Here is a 17,864-nt window from a genome sequence, read left to right as displayed (position 1 = left end):
TATGTATCAGTGAAAAAATGGGCGGAAAAGAGACTGAAATGCAGCATTCACAAAATTGTTGCCAAAGAACAAAGTCAATTTGAGACTTAACCCTTTTCACCACCAGGCTACATGAATGCAGCCCTGCAAGTATCAGTTAACTCGATCCCGCAGTCGGCCGATCTTGTGATTGAAATTCCCGATGGGCACGCTGAATCATTTGACAAGGGTATCCGGTCTTAAGACCTCTACGAAAGCACCATCAATGAGTTGTGATTGCTGTGAAATCGCCCATGGTGCGTAGAAGTAGTATGGACGAGACCTGATTTCGAAATGCAAGCGCGACAGGTGTTACTGAAACATTCCTTTGACAAAAGCACGCATTTTGCGCAGGGCGTGCCAGAAATGAAGAGGCCCTTGGATTACCCTGATTCAATGGCAAGATCGAACTGGATGTCAGAGATTCTGAATCTGACTGGGCTCCGTTCGCGCAATAGCTGCCGCAGAAAGTGCCTCGAATGTCCTCCTTGTGCTACTCGATGATACCAGTCTGGGTGACTAGTCCCCTTTTGGCAGCAAGATCAAATTGCCCACGGTGGATGAGCTTGCGGAACAAGGGCTGACCTATACGAAGAGGCGCGCAATCGCGCTGTATTCTCCCACACGATCCAGCCTTCTAACCGGACGAAACCATTACCTGAATGGCATGGCGGCCATCACCGACACTGCAGATAGATTTCCAGGTGCCAGCGGGCGTTTCCCGCCCAAAGTGACAACTATTGCCGAAGTGTTGCGGGCCAATGGCTACAGCACATTCTGGATTGGCAAGATCCATAATGCACCCAAACAGGAAGTGGCCTCAGGCGCCAGCCACACGGAACGGCCTCTGAACCTGAGATTTGACCGTTTCTGCGGCTTCCTCGGAGGTAAAACCAACCAATGGTATCCGGACCTTGTTGAAGACAACCACTTCATCGAACAGCCCTACGGTCCCAATGATGGCTATCGCCCGTCCTAAGATCTGGCGATTAGGCAATCCATATGTTGCGGGATCAGAACTCAACCAACCCGTACATGGTAACAGCCTTGAGAATCCGACGGGCTGGCAATGGGCCCCGTCCACAATGCGATCCAGAGGAGTTGGAAAGCTACCCAAAACCCTGCAGTGGATAGTTTCACTTCCTATCAAGCGGTACTCTCATGGCCGGACGGCAGTTATCTCACCGCGTGCGACGCCGCGCTGAAGGTCCGCGAGATCCAGATGACCCGAGCCGAAGAACGCCGCATTCTCAAACGCGGGGGTCTGGACCCTGTCGCAGGCGGCGAGATTGCCGCCCGGCCCGTCGCCTCCCTGTGGAGACGTTTGTTGATGAGAAGCGCTCCGACCTGACCGGGGTACCTATTACTCCTGCCGCAGTCACAAATCTCAGCGGCATTAACCCCCTTTAACATCCGATCGGGCCGGAAACGCTTCAGTTCACCTGACGTTCCAGAACGGTGCTATAGGTCGTTCCATTCCGCAGGCTACGGAAATCGGCAAAGATCTTGCCGTCCTCGTACCGCGCATCGATCAACGCATTGGCGCCAATCACCAGCGGGGAAGTTTCGACGATGCCGATCGAGCCAGTCCCATCGAGGCTGATGGTCCCGGTGGCCTCGTATTCGTTCCATTCGGTATCACCCTCGCGGCGCCACTTGCTGGGGCCCCAGAAGACATTGTCTTCCTGCATCTGGACGTCGAGCATCCATTCAGCCTGATTAAAGCGGGGCTGATCACCCTTGTAGTAATGGCTGGGCTGTACGGTTGTGTAATTCCCCACCCACGTGCCACGCAGATCCGGCGTGTTCTCTGCCAGTGCGGCGGTTCCGAGGGTGAGGCTGGTGGCCAGAGCGGCTGCTCCGGCAGTCATGTATCTGGTCATGGCTTTCCTCCTGAATGCGACCCTTTAGAGTTCAAAAACGAACATCGTTGCTGTGGGATACAGATTGGGCGGAGGTGCGCCGGTTACAACTTACCTAAGGGAAACTTCATAAACCGGTAATGTTTGCGTCAGGCCCAGGCCAGCGCGGTGCCGAGGATGACCAGACCGATACCGAACGCCTCACGATACGAGAAGTTCTCGCCAAACAGGAAGAATGAGGCGATGGCGATCAGAACGACCTCGGCCCCCAGAATGCCGGTATAGATGATACCCAGCCGTTCCTCGCGCAGCGCGGCAAGCTCCAGCGTCGCCCCGGCCAGCAGGGTTGCGACGATCAGCAGGCCAAGACCCACACCGGGGAGTTTCCACCAGAACTTCATCGAGATCATGGCCACGGAATAGAGACCCGCCGACCCGAGGGCGATGATGGGGATCATGGATGTGGACATAGGGGCCTCCTGCCGAGGATTCCGTTGGGTCAAGTGTAGCAGGAGGGGACGGTTGGGGCTGTGAGGTGGGTCACAGTGGGATGATGGGTTAAAAACCCATCCTACGTAGGGTGGGTTTCCAACCCACCATTCCATCCCCGTAGGGCGGGCTTCGGCCCGCCACTCACCTGACCCAAAACCAACACGCAAGGATTGGAGGGGGATGGCGGGCTGAAGCCCGCCCTACGACTTGTTGCAAACGGATGACCAAAAGAACTGAGGGCCGCGACCGACCCGAAGGGAGGCGCAAACGAGCCGTCTATTTTGTCGGAGGCAAACATTCGGTTTGACGGGGGCGGGTCAGCGGAGCCCAGCAGGGCCGACACGCAGGGAACAGTGCAAAACGGTTAATTTTCGCAAGATCCGAATCCCAGACGACATAAATTAAAATTCAGTGATATGGTCTTGTTCGAGTTCCTGAAAAAGAACTTCGGAAGGAACTGCCAACGAGTAATTTGCCAATCCTTCGACTGATGACGTTTCAGTCCTTCTTGAAACGATTCCAACCACGCAGCCACACTCATTTAACAACGGCCCACCACTATTTCCGGGTGCCACATGACAAGAGTTTACAATCTCTTTCGTCCCAATTGTTGTGTCACCAGTCCACCCATTTACCTCACCTTTATGAAACAGCAATGGGCTAGTTTCGCGCAGATGGACTTTCGGGTAACCCGCTGAAATTACTTGCTCAAGCAAACTGGCCTTAGAAAAGCAGAGGGTCTCCCCTGAGTAGTCGTTACTCAAGTGCAACACCGCGGCGTCTAGTCGATCGAAGAAGAATCCGCCATGAACTTCAAGTTCAGTATTTCCCGATTTGACATACTCGATTTTGTATTGCTCTCCGCGATCCGAGAACAAGTTGTGTTTGCAGGTGACAATTCGGTTGTTCCCGTCTTTGAATTTGACGACAAAGCCTGTTCCCGTACAATAGTCACCCTCCGGCGTCTTTACACAAATTTCCAAAATTCCGTCGGACAGCGAATTACAAAAATGCAAGTGCCCTAGCAGCGCACCAGACAACCACCCTTCTCTCTTTGGAGGTTCGATTAGTTCGCTAATTAGCCCATATGTTCCATAGGCACCTACGAACGCTTTTGGCGATCCCAGATACTCTGCCATTCGGTCTAGTGCGAAAAAGGCCAGTGGATAAGGAAACGAATCTAGACCGTTTCTTTCCCTTACTAGTTCGGCAAATTGTACCGCTTCAATGTTAGTTCTAAATCCGTCGTCGTTACCCCGCATCAACAATCCTAGCGTTGCGTTTCCGGATCTGGATCTAGGTAGATCAGCACAAAAGCTTTCAGGATCATTCAAAAAATATTCAAAGGCCTCAACTAGGTGAGATCCGTATTGCCTCACCCAAGAGTTTAAATTCAAAATCAAGACTTAACTATCCATCTTCAGCGCTGAAATAAACGCCTCCTGCGGGATATCCACCTTCCCGAACTGACGCATCTTTTTCTTCCCCGCCTTCTGCTTGTCCAGCAGTTTGCGTTTCCGCGTGGCGTCGCCTCCGTAGCATTTGGCGGTCACGTCCTTGCGCAGCGCCGAGAGGGTCTCGCGGGCGATGACCTTGCCTCCGATGGCGGCCTGGATCGGGATTTTGAACATGTGGCGCGGGATCAGGTCCTTGAGCTTTTCGCACATCGCCCGGCCCCGCATCTCGGCCCGGTCGCGGTGAACCATGGTCGACAGCGCATCAACGGGCTCATCATTCACCAGCACAGACATCTTGACCAGCGCGTCCTCGGTATAGCCGGTCATCTGATAATCAAACGAGGCATAGCCCTTGGTCACCGATTTCAGGCGGTCGTAGAAGTCAAAGACGACCTCGTTCAGCGGCAGGTCATAGACGACCATGGCGCGGGAGCCCGCATAAGTCAGGTCCATCTGGATGCCGCGTCGGTCCTGGCAGAGTTTCAGCACATCGCCGAGGAATTCATCCGGCACAAGGATGGTCGCCTTGATGCGCGGTTCCTCGATGTGATCGACCTTGGAGGGGTCGGGCATGTCGGCGGGGTTGTGCAGCTCGATCATCTCGCCGTCTTTCATGTAGACGTGATAGATCACCGACGGCGCGGTGGTGATGAGCTCGATATCATATTCGCGTTCGATCCGGTCGCGGATAACCTCGAGGTGCAGAAGGCCAAGGAAGCCGCAGCGGAAGCCAAAGCCAAGTGCGGCCGAGGTTTCCATTTCAAAGCTGAAGCTGGCGTCGTTCAGGGCCAGTTTGTCGATCGCGTCGCGCAGGTCTTCGAATTCGGAACTGTCGACGGGGAAGAGGCCACAAAACACCACCGGTTGCGCGGGTTTGAAGCCTGTCAGTGCCTCTTCAGTACCGTTGCGGTCATTGGTGATGGTGTCACCAACGCGAGTGTCGCGGACCTGTTTGATGGATGCGGTGAGGAAACCGATCTCACCGGGGCCGAGGCTGTCGACCATCTCCATCTCAGGCCGGAAAACGCCGACGCGGTCGACATGATGCAGGGTGTTGTTCGACATGAACTTGACCCGCATCCCCTTTTTCAGCGTGCCGTCCATGATGCGGACCAGAACGATGACGCCGAGATAGGCGTCGTACCACGAATCCACCAGCATCGCCTTGAGCGGCGCATCCAGATTGCCCTGCGGTGCGGGCAGTTGCTGCACGATGGCCTCAAGCGTCTCATGGATGCCCTGCCCTGTCTTGGCGCTGACCTGAATGGCGTCGGTCGCGTCGATGCCGATCACATCCTCGATCTGTTCGGCGACGCGGTCACAATCGGATGCGGGCAGGTCGATCTTGTTCAGCACCGGCACGATCTCATGATCGGCGTCGATGGCTTGGTAGACATTCGCCAGCGTCTGCGCCTCAACCCCTTGGGTCGAGTCCACGACGAGCAGAGAACCTTCGACCGCGCGCATGGACCGGCTGACCTCATAGGCAAAGTCCACGTGGCCGGGGGTGTCGATCAGGTTCAGCACGTATGCTTCGCCATTGTCGGCGGTATAGTCGATGCGAACCGTGTTGGCCTTGATGGTGATGCCACGTTCCCGCTCGATATCCATGCTGTCGAGCAGTTGTTCCTTCATGTCGCGATCCTTGACCGTTCCGGTCTCTTGGATGAGCCGGTCAGCAAGGGTGGATTTGCCATGGTCGATATGCGCGACGATGGAGAAATTGCGGATATGAGCGAGGTCTGTCATGGGTTGGGGATATGTAGAGGAATCGTGGGTTGGTCAAGGTGCATCAATCGATGAACTAAAACAGTGAATACTTGCAATCGAGTCTTTCAAATGAACGATTTACAAAACGCAGAAAAAGCTCTCTGGGCAAAGATGACTAAACAAGAGAGGGCAATCATTGCAGCTCGTATTGCCTTAAGACTGTTACCTAACACTTCCTTTGGAACGCTATCTCAAAATCCCGCAGTGAACTTAACTCACGAATTCCGGCAAGTACTAATTCAAGTTGTTAAACTATTTGATCAATCAGAAGCCACAGACGTTGAGGTACAGGTCGATCTCATTCGTGCATCGTTAAGTGGCACAATCGAAGTTGTTGAGGAGTTTAAGCACCAAGCGCCGGTGTATGCAGCTAGGTCGGCAGCAGCCGCTGCGCAGGCTGCCAGGACGCAGCAACCCGATGAAGTCGCTCGCGCAGCATCGGATGCGGCAGAATACGCCGCTAATGCATCTCGAGCGTCTGAAGCAGCGAAGATTGCAGAAGCAATTTGCCACGCGGCCATAAATTCTGCCGTAGCAGACATTGAGGCAATGAGGACAAAGGGCAAGGTGGAATGCTTCGCGACTCCATTGCTTGACTCAAAAAACAAAAACCTACTTCAATTTTGGGATGCGATCCAAACCAGCATCTATGGAAAGTCCAACTTGTTTGGTTTTTGGCAAGAATGGTATCAAGGTTTTCTCGATGGCAAACCTATCGACTGGGAACTCCAACGTAGAGTTGCGTTGATTGATGATGACATCTGGAAATCAAGTTCAGAAGAAATTGCCGAAGAAATCGAACGAATTCGTACCCGCTGGGAGGTCGAGAAAGCCCTAACGGACTTAAGCGATAGCCTGAGTGTCCGAACCACCGCACGCCACGGCATCGGAGGTAACAACCCTCCTGAGAGCATTCAAGACGAGCGTTTGTACGGCGCAGCCACATTGATTTGGGAAGCCGAAGAAGAACTCTCAACCGCGTTAGAGCAGGAAAATCCCGCTCACGATTGGATTGAGGCAATCTTAGCCAAGTTCAAAGCAGGACTAACCAGTCTCCTCAAGTGGTGTGCTGGAAAGGTTAATTTAGCTGTTGGCACCGCAATCGTTGTTGGCGCGACCAAGGGTTCGACCGTTGTTGTGGATGCTTACATCGCCAAGCATCCAGAGAAGATTGAAGCATTGATTGAAGCCTTGGAGCGGTGGCTTCCGTTTTTGTCATGACCGGTGCCGGGCTGAAGCCCGGCCTACGGGGTGGGGTGTTTCCGACTCGTGCAATCACTTTTTCGCGCCACCCAATTGATCCCGAATCCACTTTGATTCATACTCCGCCGCAGACCGAGAGGGGCATAAGACCCGTCCGGGCAGGCAAAAAACGAGGCTCGAGTATGAAACAGTTCCTCTTAATCGCATTTTGTGCGGCATCGGTGACGGCGGTGGCCCACACAGTGGACGCGGCGCAAATCAAACGGGCGTGTTTGGCGTCGGACCGCGAGGCGGCGACGCGGGCGCGATGCACTTGCATTCAGCGCGTAGCGGATCAGGCGTTGACGCGGGGCGATCAGAAGACCGTGGCAAAGTGGTTCGAAGACCCCCATCAGGCGCAGGAGTTGAAGATGTCGCAGACCGCGCGCGATGATGCGCTGTGGGATCGGTATCAGAACTTTGGCCTGATGGCGCAGGCGATCTGCAGCTGACCGACGGCAAATCCTTGACCTGATGCCCGCTGCGCCCCAGAAAGGCGCAGCGAAAGGTATGTGCGATGGTGATGAAGGGGCTGACCCTGCGGGGCCTTGAGGTGTTCGAGGCGCTGGCGCGGACGGGATCGGTGGCGCAGGCGGCCGAGATCACGGGGCTCAGCCAGCCGTCGGTGTCTCAGCAATTGCGCAATCTGGAAAAGGCTTTAGGCACTGATCTGGTGGATCACGGGCGGCGACCGATGCGGCTGACGCAGGCCGGGCGCAGTTTTCTGGCGCGCACTCAAGCGGTGCTGGGTGAGCTGCAAGTGGCCCAGAGCGAGCTGGCGGTCATGGATCTGGGGCATCTGACCACTCTGTCCATCGGATTGATCGACGATTTCGACAATGATCTGACGCCCAGGTTGGCCACTCTGCTAGCCGACAGTCTGACCCGGTCGAAATTCAAGCTGATCACGCTGTCGAGCCTCGATTTGTTCGAAGCACTGGAGGCGCAGCGGTTACACATGGCTGTCTCGGCCCATTCTGGTGAAGTATTGGAAGGTGTCATCGAATACCCTCTGGTCCAAGACCCGTTCATTTTGGTCGCTCCCAAGGGCGCCGAGCAGCCGATGCAAGACCTGCCCTTCCTGCGCTACGCCCGTGAACAGTTGATCAGCCGTCAGATCGAAGGTCATCTGGCCAGGCAGCAAATGGAGTTCGAAGAACGGTTCGAAATCGGTTCGCATCTGGCATTAATGGCGATGGTGGCACGAGGCTTGGGCTGGGCGATCACCACACCGCTGGGCTATATGCGCGCCGCACGGTTTCATGACGGGCTGGAAGCGCAACCTGCCCCGTTTGGCAAGTTCGCGCGCAGAATCTCACTGATTACTCGCTCCGACTGGTCGGATCAGGTACCGCAGGAAGTGGCGGATATGATTAAGCGACTGATGCAGAGCCAGATCGTTGACCCTGCTTTGGCGCAGTTGCCGTGGCTGGACGGGCAGCTGAAGGTGATAAGTTAGTCAAGCATGAATGGATCGCACCGCTGCCTGAACTGCATTTTTTGTCAGTTCAAGGTCCATCTCGGAGATCGCCAGTGAAGGATAGAGTTTGCCGGCCGACTTGAAGATGCCGTGGTGTCGCAGCGTCGCATTATAGGCTTCGTTACGCTTTGGGTCGTCATGCTTGGCGGTCCGATAGTCTCTGCAAACACTGGCTGTAAAAAAGATGTCAAACAAGGTCTCATCACCACAGATTTGATGCGGAATATCAGCCTTGCTCAACTCCTCACTTTGCATGTCTTGCAGCTTTTTTCCGATAGCGCGCAAGCGCTCATAGCTGCCCTCGCGGCGTAGGATGTCCATCGTCTTAAGGCCGGCTGCGGCAGCGATCGGATTGCCTGACAGTGTGCCAAGCTGCATTAGCCATTTGTTCGCGCCGACAGTAGATTTGTCGAAATGCTGCATGATCTCGGTATTGGCCCCAATGGCGGCCAGAGGAAAACCGCCGCCGATGATCTTGCCCAAGGTGCAGATGTCTGGAGTTACTCCATAGCGTTCCTGCGCGCCGCCATAGGCCAGCCGGAAGCCCGTAACGATTTCGTCAAAGATCAAGAGGACACTGTATTTGTCGCACAGGTCGCGCAGCCCTTGCAAATAGCCGGGCAAGGCGGGAATTATCCGCTGCAGGGGCTCTACGATAATCGCGGCAACGTCCTTGTTTTCGTCCAGCAGCGCCTCGACCGCGGTCAGATCGTTAAACGGGGCGATCAACATCTGATCAGCGACCCCTTGCGGGATGCCCGCGCTGTCGGGAATAGCTTGGGGGAAGTTGATGCGGACTTCGGGCGCAAGGCTCATCTGTGCTTCGGCGCTCATCCCGTGGTATCCGCCTTCGAACTTCAGGACCTTGTCGCGGCCGGTATAGGCGCGGGCAAGACGGATGGCGTACATGTCGGCCTCGCCACCTGAGGCCACAAACCGGACCTGTTCGCAGCACGGCACCGCCTCAACAATCGCCTCGGCCAGTTCGATGCCCTTGGCATTGTTAGCAAAGAAGGTCATGCCCTTGGGGAGCTGCTCAAGAACGGCCTCTATGATTTCAGGATGGCCATGCCCCAGAAGCATCGGGCCAGAGCCGATCAGATAGTCGACATATTCGTTCCCATCCTCGTCCCAGACACGGCTGCCTTCACCGCGCGCGATGACTATGCCGGGATCGAAATTGCCGAAGCCTCCGGCAGGCAACACGGTGCGGGCCCGGGCGATCCAATCGGCTTGAGAGGTCAGTTTCTGCATAGGTCAGTCCAGTTCAAGAATTGGGGTACCAAGGATGTCCAGATCGGGCCTCACCCCAAGCCCGGGGCCTTCTGGTGGTGCAATACGCCCATCCTTGCGGGACGGACAATCCGGCGCAATGCGTGGCCCTACATAGGACGACAGATCGCAGGTGTTCAGTAGGGCATCTCGCGGTGTCGAGGCGGCGAAATGCAGCGATGCGGCGGTGACTATGTCTGATCCCCAAGTGCATTCCGCGCAGATCTCGGCCCCCAGATGAACAGTCAGATCACGCGCGCGGCGCATCGCGGACAGCCCGCCGAATTTCGACAGTTTCAAGGCGACTGCGTCCAGCACGCCCAGTTCATGCGCGTGCATGAGCGACGCCAGATCATAGGCATTTTCGTCGATTTTCATAGGCAGGCCAGTTGCCTGTCTGACAGCTGCACAATCTTCCAGCGTTTTGCAGGGCTGCTCCAGCATAACATCCAGATGTGCCACAGCGCGTCCCGTCCGCGTGGCCTGAAGTTTTGTCGCCCCGCAGTTCCAGTCGCCATAGACCAGTGGGCCGTCGCCCACGGCCTCGCGTACCTTGGCCAACCGTTCGGCATCTGCTTGCCAGTCGGCGTCGGCCCCAAGCTTGACTTGAAACTGTCGGATACCCGTCGCATAAGCCTGACGCGCGATCCGCGCCATGTCGTCGGGCATGACGCAGGTGATCGAGTGATAGAGCGGCATGTCAGCTTGAGTGCGGCCACCAAGCAGCGCGTAAAGGGGCTGCCCACTCGCTTTGCCGAACAGATCCCACAACGCCATGTCGACGATAGATTTCGCATAGAGATGTCCTTGCAGGAACGAATCCAGTTTACGCATTGGGGCATCAATGCCGAACGGTTCGACGCCAAGGATTTCGGGTGCCATTTCCTCGATCGCACCGGGGACACCATTGGCGAAGGCGGGCAGGTAATGCGGGATGGGGCAGACCTCGCCCCAGCCTTTCTTTCCGTTATCGGCCTCCAGACTCAGGACATGGCTTTTGACCGTGTCGCAGGTCTTGCCCTCGGCCATGTAGTAGGTCTCATGGCTGGTAAGATCGACAGACCATAACGAAATGCGAGAGATTTTCATGATATGTCATTTCCATCAGTCAGTTGCGGCCCGGACTCGAACTGATTGCGCCAGAATACCAGACATAGAACCGAGTCTGCGCCCGTCGTCATCGCGTGAGGCTGGTTAGAGGAGTGGAACGCAGTGTCGCCAGAGCTCAGCCAGCGCTTAGCTTGTCCGGCACGTAGGAACTCTGCCTGCCCGGCAAGCACTAAATAAAGCTCTTCCGCTGGGTGATGATGCCACGGATAGTGCAGATGTGGCGGCATATAAACCAGCCAGACACGGAGTTGGTCTGATGCAAAGCCGCCCTGATCGCCGACCAGACAGAAGCAGCCAAACCGATCCATGAAATCATCGCCTATCCCGCTATCTCGATAATGCTCGAGCCAGTGCGCGTCGCAGGCAAGCGCAAGCACAGCGTCACGCAAAGTCGAGACTGTCCCAGACCGCAAGGCTTGGTCAGTTGCCAGCAAATCAAGCGGGGGCAAGGCCCGCGTCGTGACCTTTTGTGGCACAAGATCAGTCGGAAATGAACTGAACTCCGCAAGAGAGGGGTAGGTACGAAAGCAGCGGGCAAGCTCGGCTGCTGCGTGCGTCCAGACCTGTGCTTGTGTCACGCGATCTCCCTTGCGTCGGTTCTGGGCTTTTTGGATTTGGGGTCGTAGGCGGGATCGCCCAGCACACGGGCTGCACGGCGGATGCCGTGGATCACCACTTCAAGCGCCGTGCCGGGAGTGGCGGCGTGAGGTTTGACATAGGCAAAGGCCAAAATCTTCCCGACTGTTGGGCCAAAGGCCACGGACGCTGTGGATCCGACCACCTGCCCGTTCAAAACCACCGCCTCACCGCCGTGGCCGTCCGCTTTTCCGTCGGGCTCGATTTCCAGATAGGCGCAGACCCACGGCAGGTCAGTATTTAGAGTTTTGTCGCGGCCCAGATACTCCTTGTCCGTCCGAGCAAAACGCAAAACATCAGCCTCGGCCAGTGTGACCTCGTTGGTTAATTCGCCAGCCCCCTTGAAGCCCTTCTCCATACGCATCGCATTCATCGCGAAGCTGCCGTAATCGGCAATGCAGTGTATCTCACCCGCAGCCCACAGCGTAGTGTAGACATCAAGGCTGGCGTCATTGGGCATGTGGAATTCCCAACCGAGCTCGCCCGCGTAGGACATACGGAATGCCCAGACATTGTGACCTGCAACCGTGATTTCCCGTGCAGACAGCCAGCGGAACCCGGCGTTGGACAAGTCGGCGTCAGTGCAGGCGGCCAACACGTCCCGCGACTTGGGACCGTTCAGGGACAGGACACTCCACTCGGACGACAGGGCCGTTATCGTCACATCTTCCTCCGCGCGTCGATGGTTCAAGTGGTCCAGCAGGCGTTGTTCGAAGAAAGCGGCGCAGACCAGATAGAAGCGGTCTTCAGCCATCCGCACAATCGTCGTTTCCAGCTCGATCCGGCCAGCGCGGTTCAGCATGTGGGTCAGGGTGATCGAGCCGATCTTCTGCGGCATTCGGTTGGCGGTCAGCCGGTCCAGCAATGCGTATGCATCCGGCCCTTCGACCAGCACCTTTGCGAAGGCGGTAACATCCATGATGCCGACGCCGGTGCGCACCGCTTTCACCTCGGCCGCTACCATATCGTCGACGGGGGAACGGTTGAAGGAATAGTGGTCGCACTGTTCGATCCCCTTGGCGAAAAAGCGTGGGCGTTCAAAGCCATAGACCTCTTCATGCACGGCACCTTTGCTTTTCAGCAGATCATGCAAGGGGGACGGCTTGATCGGGCGTCCGACCAGACGGTTGAAATGTGGGAAGGGGATTTCGTGGCGCAGACAGTAATCCTCTTCGGCCTTCACTACCTGCCAGTTCTTCGTGGCATAACTGCCAAACCGGCGCGGGTCGAATTCGCGCATCGAGATGTCAGCCGCCCCATGCACCATCCAGCGCGCCAGCTCGCGGGTCAGGCCGGGCCCCCATCCAATGCCGATCTGAGTGCCGCAGCAGCACCAGTAATTGCGCACAGCGGGTGCCGGGCCGATCAGCGGGTTGCCGTCTGGTGGATGGCTGATCGCGCCGTGCACGACGCGTTGAATGCCCAGATCGGCAAAGATCGGCATCCGGTTCAGGCTTTCTTCCAAATACGGCATGACACGGTCATAATCCGCGTCAAACAGCCAATTCTCGTAATGCCATGGACATTCATCGTGCCAGACCGAGTTCGGGTTTTCTTTCTCGTAAATCCCGATCAGGCCCTTCTTTTGCTCCATCCGGATATAGCCCGAAACTTTCTTGTCGTCGCGAATGACGGGCAGTTCTACGTCGAGACCCTGGAATTCGGGCACCTCGTCGGTCACGAAGTAATGGTGCGTCATCGAGGTCATGGGCAATTGCAGCCCCGACCATTCGCCCATCTGCCGCGCATATGTGCCGCCGGCATTGACGACATGCTCGCAGGTGATTGTGCCCTTCCCAGTCTCAACCACCCATTCGCCATTGTCAGCTTGCGTGATGTTGGAAGCGCGGCATTGGCGGATGATCCGCACGCCCTTTTGACGGGCCCCAGCGGCCATCGCCATCGTGACATTCGTCGAGTCCACGTGACCGTCATCCGGCGTGTGAAGTGCGCCCAGAACACCACTGAGGTTATAGAACGGGTGCAACTCGGCCACCTTTTCCGGCCCAACCAGTTCGATGTTGAAACCCAGCGAGCGACCCACCGATAGCGTATGGCGCAACCAGTCCATTTCGTCTTCCGTATAGGCTAGGCGAAACGACCCGCAGCCGTGCCATGTCACCGGCTGGCCTGTTTCCGCTTCCAATCCACCGGAATAGAGGCCGATATTATAGTCCACGCACTTCCCCAACCCAAAGGACGAGGTCGAATGTGTGATCTGTCCGGCGGCGTGCCATGTGCTGCCCGAGGTCAGCTCGGCCTTTTCAAGCAACACCGTTTCCGCACCCCAGCCTTCATGCCCAAGATGATAGGCCAGCCCGACGCCCATGATGCCTCCGCCGACGATGACCACGCGTGCGTGGGATGGAAACTCACTTGCCACGACAACATCCTTTTCGAGTCGTTTTCCTCTCGACACGCTAAGCAAACAAAAATACCATCGTCAATCATGAATGGGACAAATGTATCAAATACGATTCTCGAGCGTCTGGCCGATGAGCTTTCCGAGCTGACGCCCGAGGCACGCAAGGCGGCAACTTATGTCTTGGAAAACCCCCGTGATGTGGGGGTGTCGACGGTGCGCGAAATCGCAGAGGCTGCGAATGTCAAACCCAACACCGTCGTGCGCATGGCCCGTCAGGTCGGGTTCGAAGGCTACGAAGATTTCCGCGCGCCCTTCCGCGATGCCATCCGACGCGGCGCCGCCGACTTCCCGGACCGCGCGCGCTGGCTTCAGGACATTCGCAAATCGGACGATCTGGGCGGGCTATATGCCGACATAGTGCAGGACGTGCTGCGCAACGTCGAAGAGACCTTTGCGGGTATCTTGACCGACGACCTGAAGACGGCGGCCGAGGCGATCTGGGCCTCGCGCAATGTGTTTACCCTTGGCGTGGGCGTCAACAACTCGATCGCGCGCAATTTCACCTATCTGGCCTCGACCGGTATGAAGGAGTTTCACGCCATCCCGCGTCCGGGCTCGACCCCTGTCGATGATCTGGCGTGGGCAGATGAAAGTGACGTGCTGATCGCGATCACCTGCAAAACCTACCGGTCCGAGGTGGTCAAAGCCGTCGAGATAGCGCGCGAACAGGGCATGGTCATCGTCGCTCTGTCCGACAGTCCCGCCAGCCCGATCCTGCGTCTGGCCGATCATGACTTCGTGGTATCGGTCGATACACCGCAATTCTTCCCGTCCTCGGTCAGCATCATCGCGCTGCTTGAGACGCTTTTGTCATTCGTCATCGCCGTTGCCAGCGACGAGATCGTCGAACGGGTCGAGAAATTCCACAACCGTCGCCACCAGCTGGGACTGTATCACGAGGAGAAGACATGACCGAACCCATCAGGTCTTTGGCCGCGCGTTATTACACCGATCCCGATATTTATGCGCAAGAAATGTCCGGCCTGCTTGCCCGGACATGGCAATTCGCGGGCCATGTCAGCCAGCTTCCCAATGTCGGTGACTATTTCACTTTTGAAATTGCGGGCCAAAGCCTATTCTCGATCCGTGGCCGGGACGAAGTGATCCGCACCTTCTATAACGTCTGCCAACACCGCGCCCACGAAATGGTCACCGGGACTGGTAACACTCGTGTGGTGGTCTGCCCCTATCACGCCTGGACCTACGAACTGACTGGACATTTGCGCGCGGGTCCGAACATCAAATCCGTTCCGGGCTTTGACCGCTCTGAGATCTGCCTGACCGAAGTCCGGACCGAAGATTTCCATGGCTTTCTTTTCGTCAACCTCGATGACGATGCGGCGCCGATGGACGATTGGTTCCCCGGTGTCCGTGAAGAGATCGCCGAATTCGTTCCCAATGTCGTCAGGCTTGCCCCTCTGGAATGGGTCGAGGTGCCTGAGAACTGCAACTGGAAGGTCTCGGTCGAGAATTACTCAGAGTGCTACCACTGTCCCATTAACCACGCGACTTTCGCCGAGGGTGTAATCAAGCCGGAAACCTATGACATCCAACCGGATGCGGACGGCGGATATGTTCTGCGCCATACAACCGAATGTCAGCCAATGAAAAAGATGACCTATCCCGTGGACATGTCGGTGCCCCATGCCGGGGATTATCAGAGCTGGTTCCTGTGGCCCATGTTCTCATTCCAATGCTATCCGGGCAATGTTCTAAACACCTACCACTGGCGTGCCCACGGCCATGAAAACTGTACCGTCTGGCGCGGCTGGTTTACGCCGGAAGGTGCTGAAAGTGAGGTAATCCGGGGTCTTGCCGCTCAAGATCGCGAGACAACAGTAAAAGAGGACATCCACCTCGTGGAAAGCGTGCAGCGAGGGCTGAAATCTCGTGGTTATCGCCCCGGTCCCCTTGTGCTGGACCCCAACTGCGGGGTCAGTTCAGAGCATTCCATCGCTGCATTGCAGCGCTGGATGCGTGAAGCTGTAGATGGTCAAGAACATTGACGCACAATGCACCAACATATTGATCGATCTGTAATGAAGGCCTATTGGCTAAGCTACATTGATGGCGCGTTGGTCAACGGCATAGCCAGCCGGATCGACGCGTTGAACCCTAGCATCGACAAAAAGCTGGCCGAGTGTGCGCTTACGGATGCGGGCAACGTTGTCAGCGCCGATATGGCTGCAAAACGCGCGCATCTATCAGGTACCTTGTCCGATCTGCGCCCAGTCGAACATGGTCACATAGTGCAGGCCATGGGCCACTATATGCTGACCCATATTGACGAGATCGCCAGGATTCTGACGCTGGAACAGTGCGACCCCCTGTGGGAAGCCCGGATCGAGGTCGAGGAAGCCGCGCCGTATTTCGAATACTATGGCGATCAGGCTGAATCCTTCGAGGGCCACTCGATCCCGTTGGGGAAAGACCATTACAATTTCACGACCTACGAACCCCACGGTGTTTCGGCGCAGATAATCTCTTGGAGCAATCCGATCGAAATGACGACGCGTTCGCTGTCAGCAGCACTTGCCTCGAGCAACGCCGGCGTGATCAAAACGCCAGAGCTGACACCGTTCAGCAACTCGTGGTTTGCCTCCGCTGCAGAGACCGCAGGCCTGCCTGAGCGCGCGGTGAACATCCTTTACGGGCTGGGCCACGAGTCCGGTAGTGCCTTGTCGACCCACACGCATGTGAACCAGATCGTCTTCACAGGGCCCGTCCCCACGGGCATTGCCATTGCGACCATCACCGCCAAGAACGTCGTCTCCAGTGTGCTGAAACTTGGCCGGAAATCCGCTGCGATAGCGCATGATGATGCTGACCTGAATGCGTTCGCGAATGGCGCCCCCCAAGATGCGCGAAGCCTTGTGGAACTATGTACAAACCAAAAACGTCGCCATCAAACTGAAGGACTAGACCATGAGCGTATTTGACGAAGATCTGTTTCTGAAAGGGCTCGAACAGCGCAAAACTACGCTGGGGGCTGAATATGTCGAAAAGAACTTGGCTACAGCAGATGATTTCACTCGCCCGTTTCAGGAGGCCATGACCGCGTGGTGTTGGGGCTTTGGCTGGGGGGATGACGTGATCGACGCAAAGACCCGGTCGATGATGAACCTCTCGATGATTGGCGCACTAGGCAAAATGACTGAATGGGAGACCCACTGCCGCGGGGCCATCAATAATGGCGTCACCAAAGAAGAAATCCGCGCAATCGTTCACGTGATTGGAATTTATTGCGGCGTGCCGCAGGCGTTGGAGTGCTTCCGTGTGGCCAAGAAGGTGCTGGAAGAGAGTTAGAAGGCGCGAGCGCTCAACCTTACACTGGCGGTCTCGCACCACAACGCCGCATCACTCAAACATAGTGGTCCTATTCTATACCGGTGTGTGGCCCCTCTTTGCTCCGGGATTGATATCCGACGAACCAACAATTCTGTTGATTCAAGGGGAAGGTCTAATGGACGTACACTTTCACCCGGACGAATAGAACCAAGATTCAAAAGGAGGGGTACATGCCCCTCCATATTTGTTGCTCACCTCGGTTCGGACATTGGTGCGCAGTACAGCATCGATCTAGATGAGCTCTGCGCAGGCATCGGTGCGTTCAGTGCCCTGAATGCAGGGCGTACTCCAGCTTCTATAGCTCAGCGCTCAGGTACGCCTGCAAGCCCTCAACAGCAATTTCGATCAGGTCCAGCGCTCCATCGAAATCGCGGGTATAATACGGATCGGGCACGTGATCGGCACCGGAATGTGGCGCGAAATCGGTTAGCAGGCGGACAGGAGTATCGCTGCCATCGGGGCGCAGGTCTTCGATATTGGCGATATTGTCCGCATCCATACCGATGATCAGATCGAAGCGGTGGAAATCCTCGGCCACGAACTGGCGGGCGCGCAGGTCGCTGAGGTTAATATCGCGGGCGCGGGCGGCTTTTTGCATTGGGCCATAGGGCGGATCACCGATATGCCAACCCGATGTTCCGGCGCTGTCGGTTTGGTGATGGCGCGCGCGGGCGCGAAAAACGCCCTCGGCTGCCGGAGAGCGGCAGATATTGCCCAGGCAGACGAAAAGGATACGGTGTGTCATGGGAATG

The 17,864-nt window shown here is 56.5% G+C and carries 18 protein-coding genes; 9 read left to right on the top strand and 9 right to left on the bottom strand.

The features are described 5' to 3' along the window. Window positions 1-559 precede the first annotated feature (559 nt). Window positions 560-997, top strand: coding sequence for a sulfatase-like hydrolase/transferase (locus AC2FI7_RS09040; protein WP_496815906.1), 438 nt, complete (start codon window positions 560-562; stop codon window positions 995-997). Between the two features lie 147 nt (window positions 998-1,144). Then, window positions 1,145-1,369 (top strand): hypothetical protein, encoded by a 225-nt coding sequence (locus tag AC2FI7_RS09035; RefSeq protein WP_496833357.1) that lies wholly within the window; start codon window positions 1,145-1,147, stop codon window positions 1,367-1,369. Window positions 1,370-1,451: 82 nt separating this feature from the next. Here the strand turns inward: AC2FI7_RS09035 and AC2FI7_RS09030 are convergent, their stop codons facing one another. The 4 genes from AC2FI7_RS09030 to lepA all read right to left on the bottom strand — a co-directional run bounded on the left by AC2FI7_RS09030 (window position 1,452) and on the right by lepA (window position 5,578). Continuing rightward, on the bottom strand, window positions 1,452-1,901 hold the full coding sequence (locus AC2FI7_RS09030) for a hypothetical protein (RefSeq protein WP_496815799.1): 450 nt from the start codon (window positions 1,899-1,901) through the stop codon (window positions 1,452-1,454). A 128-nt stretch (window positions 1,902-2,029) separates the two neighbouring features. Then, window positions 2,030-2,350: a hypothetical protein gene (locus AC2FI7_RS09025; protein WP_496815797.1), complete on the bottom strand. Its 321-nt coding sequence runs from the start codon at window positions 2,348-2,350 to the stop codon at window positions 2,030-2,032. 423 nt (window positions 2,351-2,773) lie between these two features. Next, complete coding sequence (locus tag AC2FI7_RS09020) at window positions 2,774-3,634, bottom strand: S1 family peptidase (RefSeq protein WP_496815795.1); 861 nt, start codon at window positions 3,632-3,634, stop codon at window positions 2,774-2,776. 144 nt (window positions 3,635-3,778) lie between these two features. Further along, window positions 3,779-5,578: a translation elongation factor 4 gene (lepA, locus tag AC2FI7_RS09015; protein WP_010441741.1), complete on the bottom strand. Its 1,800-nt coding sequence runs from the start codon at window positions 5,576-5,578 to the stop codon at window positions 3,779-3,781. 90 nt (window positions 5,579-5,668) lie between these two features. On the opposite strand from lepA, the gene AC2FI7_RS09010 reads away from it, so the two are divergent. The 3 genes from AC2FI7_RS09010 to AC2FI7_RS09000 all read left to right on the top strand — a co-directional run bounded on the left by AC2FI7_RS09010 (window position 5,669) and on the right by AC2FI7_RS09000 (window position 8,300). Further along, a complete protein-coding gene (locus tag AC2FI7_RS09010) occupies window positions 5,669-6,820 on the top strand; it encodes a hypothetical protein (protein ID WP_010441740.1) in 1,152 nt (383 codons plus the stop codon). A gap of 164 nt (window positions 6,821-6,984) precedes the next feature. After that, on the top strand, window positions 6,985-7,293 hold the full coding sequence (locus AC2FI7_RS09005) for a hypothetical protein (RefSeq protein WP_010441739.1): 309 nt from the start codon (window positions 6,985-6,987) through the stop codon (window positions 7,291-7,293). A gap of 65 nt (window positions 7,294-7,358) precedes the next feature. Continuing rightward, on the top strand, window positions 7,359-8,300 hold the full coding sequence (locus tag AC2FI7_RS09000) for a LysR family transcriptional regulator (RefSeq protein ID WP_010441738.1): 942 nt from the start codon (window positions 7,359-7,361) through the stop codon (window positions 8,298-8,300). On the opposite strand, the gene AC2FI7_RS08995 is transcribed toward AC2FI7_RS09000, so the two are convergent. Genes AC2FI7_RS08995 through AC2FI7_RS08980 form a run of 4 tightly spaced genes read right to left on the bottom strand, consistent with a single transcriptional unit; the run spans window position 8,301 to window position 13,722 of the window. Further along, window positions 8,301-9,575 (bottom strand): aspartate aminotransferase family protein, encoded by a 1,275-nt coding sequence (locus AC2FI7_RS08995; RefSeq protein ID WP_496815791.1) that lies wholly within the window; start codon window positions 9,573-9,575, stop codon window positions 8,301-8,303. Between the two features lie 3 nt (window positions 9,576-9,578). Beyond that, window positions 9,579-10,682, bottom strand: coding sequence for a mandelate racemase/muconate lactonizing enzyme family protein (locus tag AC2FI7_RS08990; RefSeq protein ID WP_496815789.1), 1,104 nt, complete (start codon window positions 10,680-10,682; stop codon window positions 9,579-9,581). Continuing rightward, window positions 10,679-11,281, bottom strand: a complete 603-nt coding sequence (locus tag AC2FI7_RS08985; RefSeq protein WP_010441735.1) for a dimethylsulfonioproprionate lyase family protein — start codon at window positions 11,279-11,281, stop codon at window positions 10,679-10,681. The genes AC2FI7_RS08990 and AC2FI7_RS08985 overlap by 4 nt, the downstream gene beginning before the upstream one ends. After that, complete coding sequence (locus tag AC2FI7_RS08980; protein ID WP_029621973.1) at window positions 11,278-13,722, bottom strand: FAD-dependent oxidoreductase; 2,445 nt, start codon at window positions 13,720-13,722, stop codon at window positions 11,278-11,280. Before AC2FI7_RS08980 ends, AC2FI7_RS08985 begins: the two co-directional genes overlap by 4 nt. Window positions 13,723-13,788: 66 nt before the next feature. Here AC2FI7_RS08980 and AC2FI7_RS08975 point away from each other — a divergent pair, with 66 nt between their 5' ends. Genes AC2FI7_RS08975 through AC2FI7_RS08960 form a run of 4 tightly spaced genes read left to right on the top strand, consistent with a single transcriptional unit; the run spans window position 13,789 to window position 17,070 of the window. Next, a complete protein-coding gene (locus tag AC2FI7_RS08975; RefSeq protein ID WP_496833354.1) occupies window positions 13,789-14,676 on the top strand; it encodes a MurR/RpiR family transcriptional regulator in 888 nt (295 codons plus the stop codon). Next, window positions 14,673-15,770 (top strand): aromatic ring-hydroxylating oxygenase subunit alpha, encoded by a 1,098-nt coding sequence (locus AC2FI7_RS08970; protein WP_010441732.1) that lies wholly within the window; start codon window positions 14,673-14,675, stop codon window positions 15,768-15,770. Before AC2FI7_RS08975 ends, AC2FI7_RS08970 begins: the two co-directional genes overlap by 4 nt. A 6-nt stretch (window positions 15,771-15,776) precedes the next feature. After that, window positions 15,777-16,703, top strand: coding sequence for an aldehyde dehydrogenase family protein (locus AC2FI7_RS08965; protein WP_010441731.1), 927 nt, complete (start codon window positions 15,777-15,779; stop codon window positions 16,701-16,703). Further along, a complete protein-coding gene (locus AC2FI7_RS08960; RefSeq protein ID WP_010441730.1) occupies window positions 16,690-17,070 on the top strand; it encodes a carboxymuconolactone decarboxylase family protein in 381 nt (126 codons plus the stop codon). The genes AC2FI7_RS08965 and AC2FI7_RS08960 overlap by 14 nt, the downstream gene beginning before the upstream one ends. 337 nt (window positions 17,071-17,407) lie before the next feature. Here AC2FI7_RS08960 and AC2FI7_RS08955 read toward each other — a convergent pair whose 3' ends face one another. After that, a complete protein-coding gene (locus AC2FI7_RS08955; protein ID WP_029621970.1) occupies window positions 17,408-17,857 on the bottom strand; it encodes a low molecular weight protein-tyrosine-phosphatase in 450 nt (149 codons plus the stop codon). Window positions 17,858-17,864: the final 7 nt, after the last annotated feature.

The organism is Ruegeria sp. YTSA064 (genome assembly GCF_059610325.1).
The sequence above is the reverse complement of the archived record's forward strand: the minus strand, read 5'-3'. Positions and strand labels throughout refer to the sequence as shown.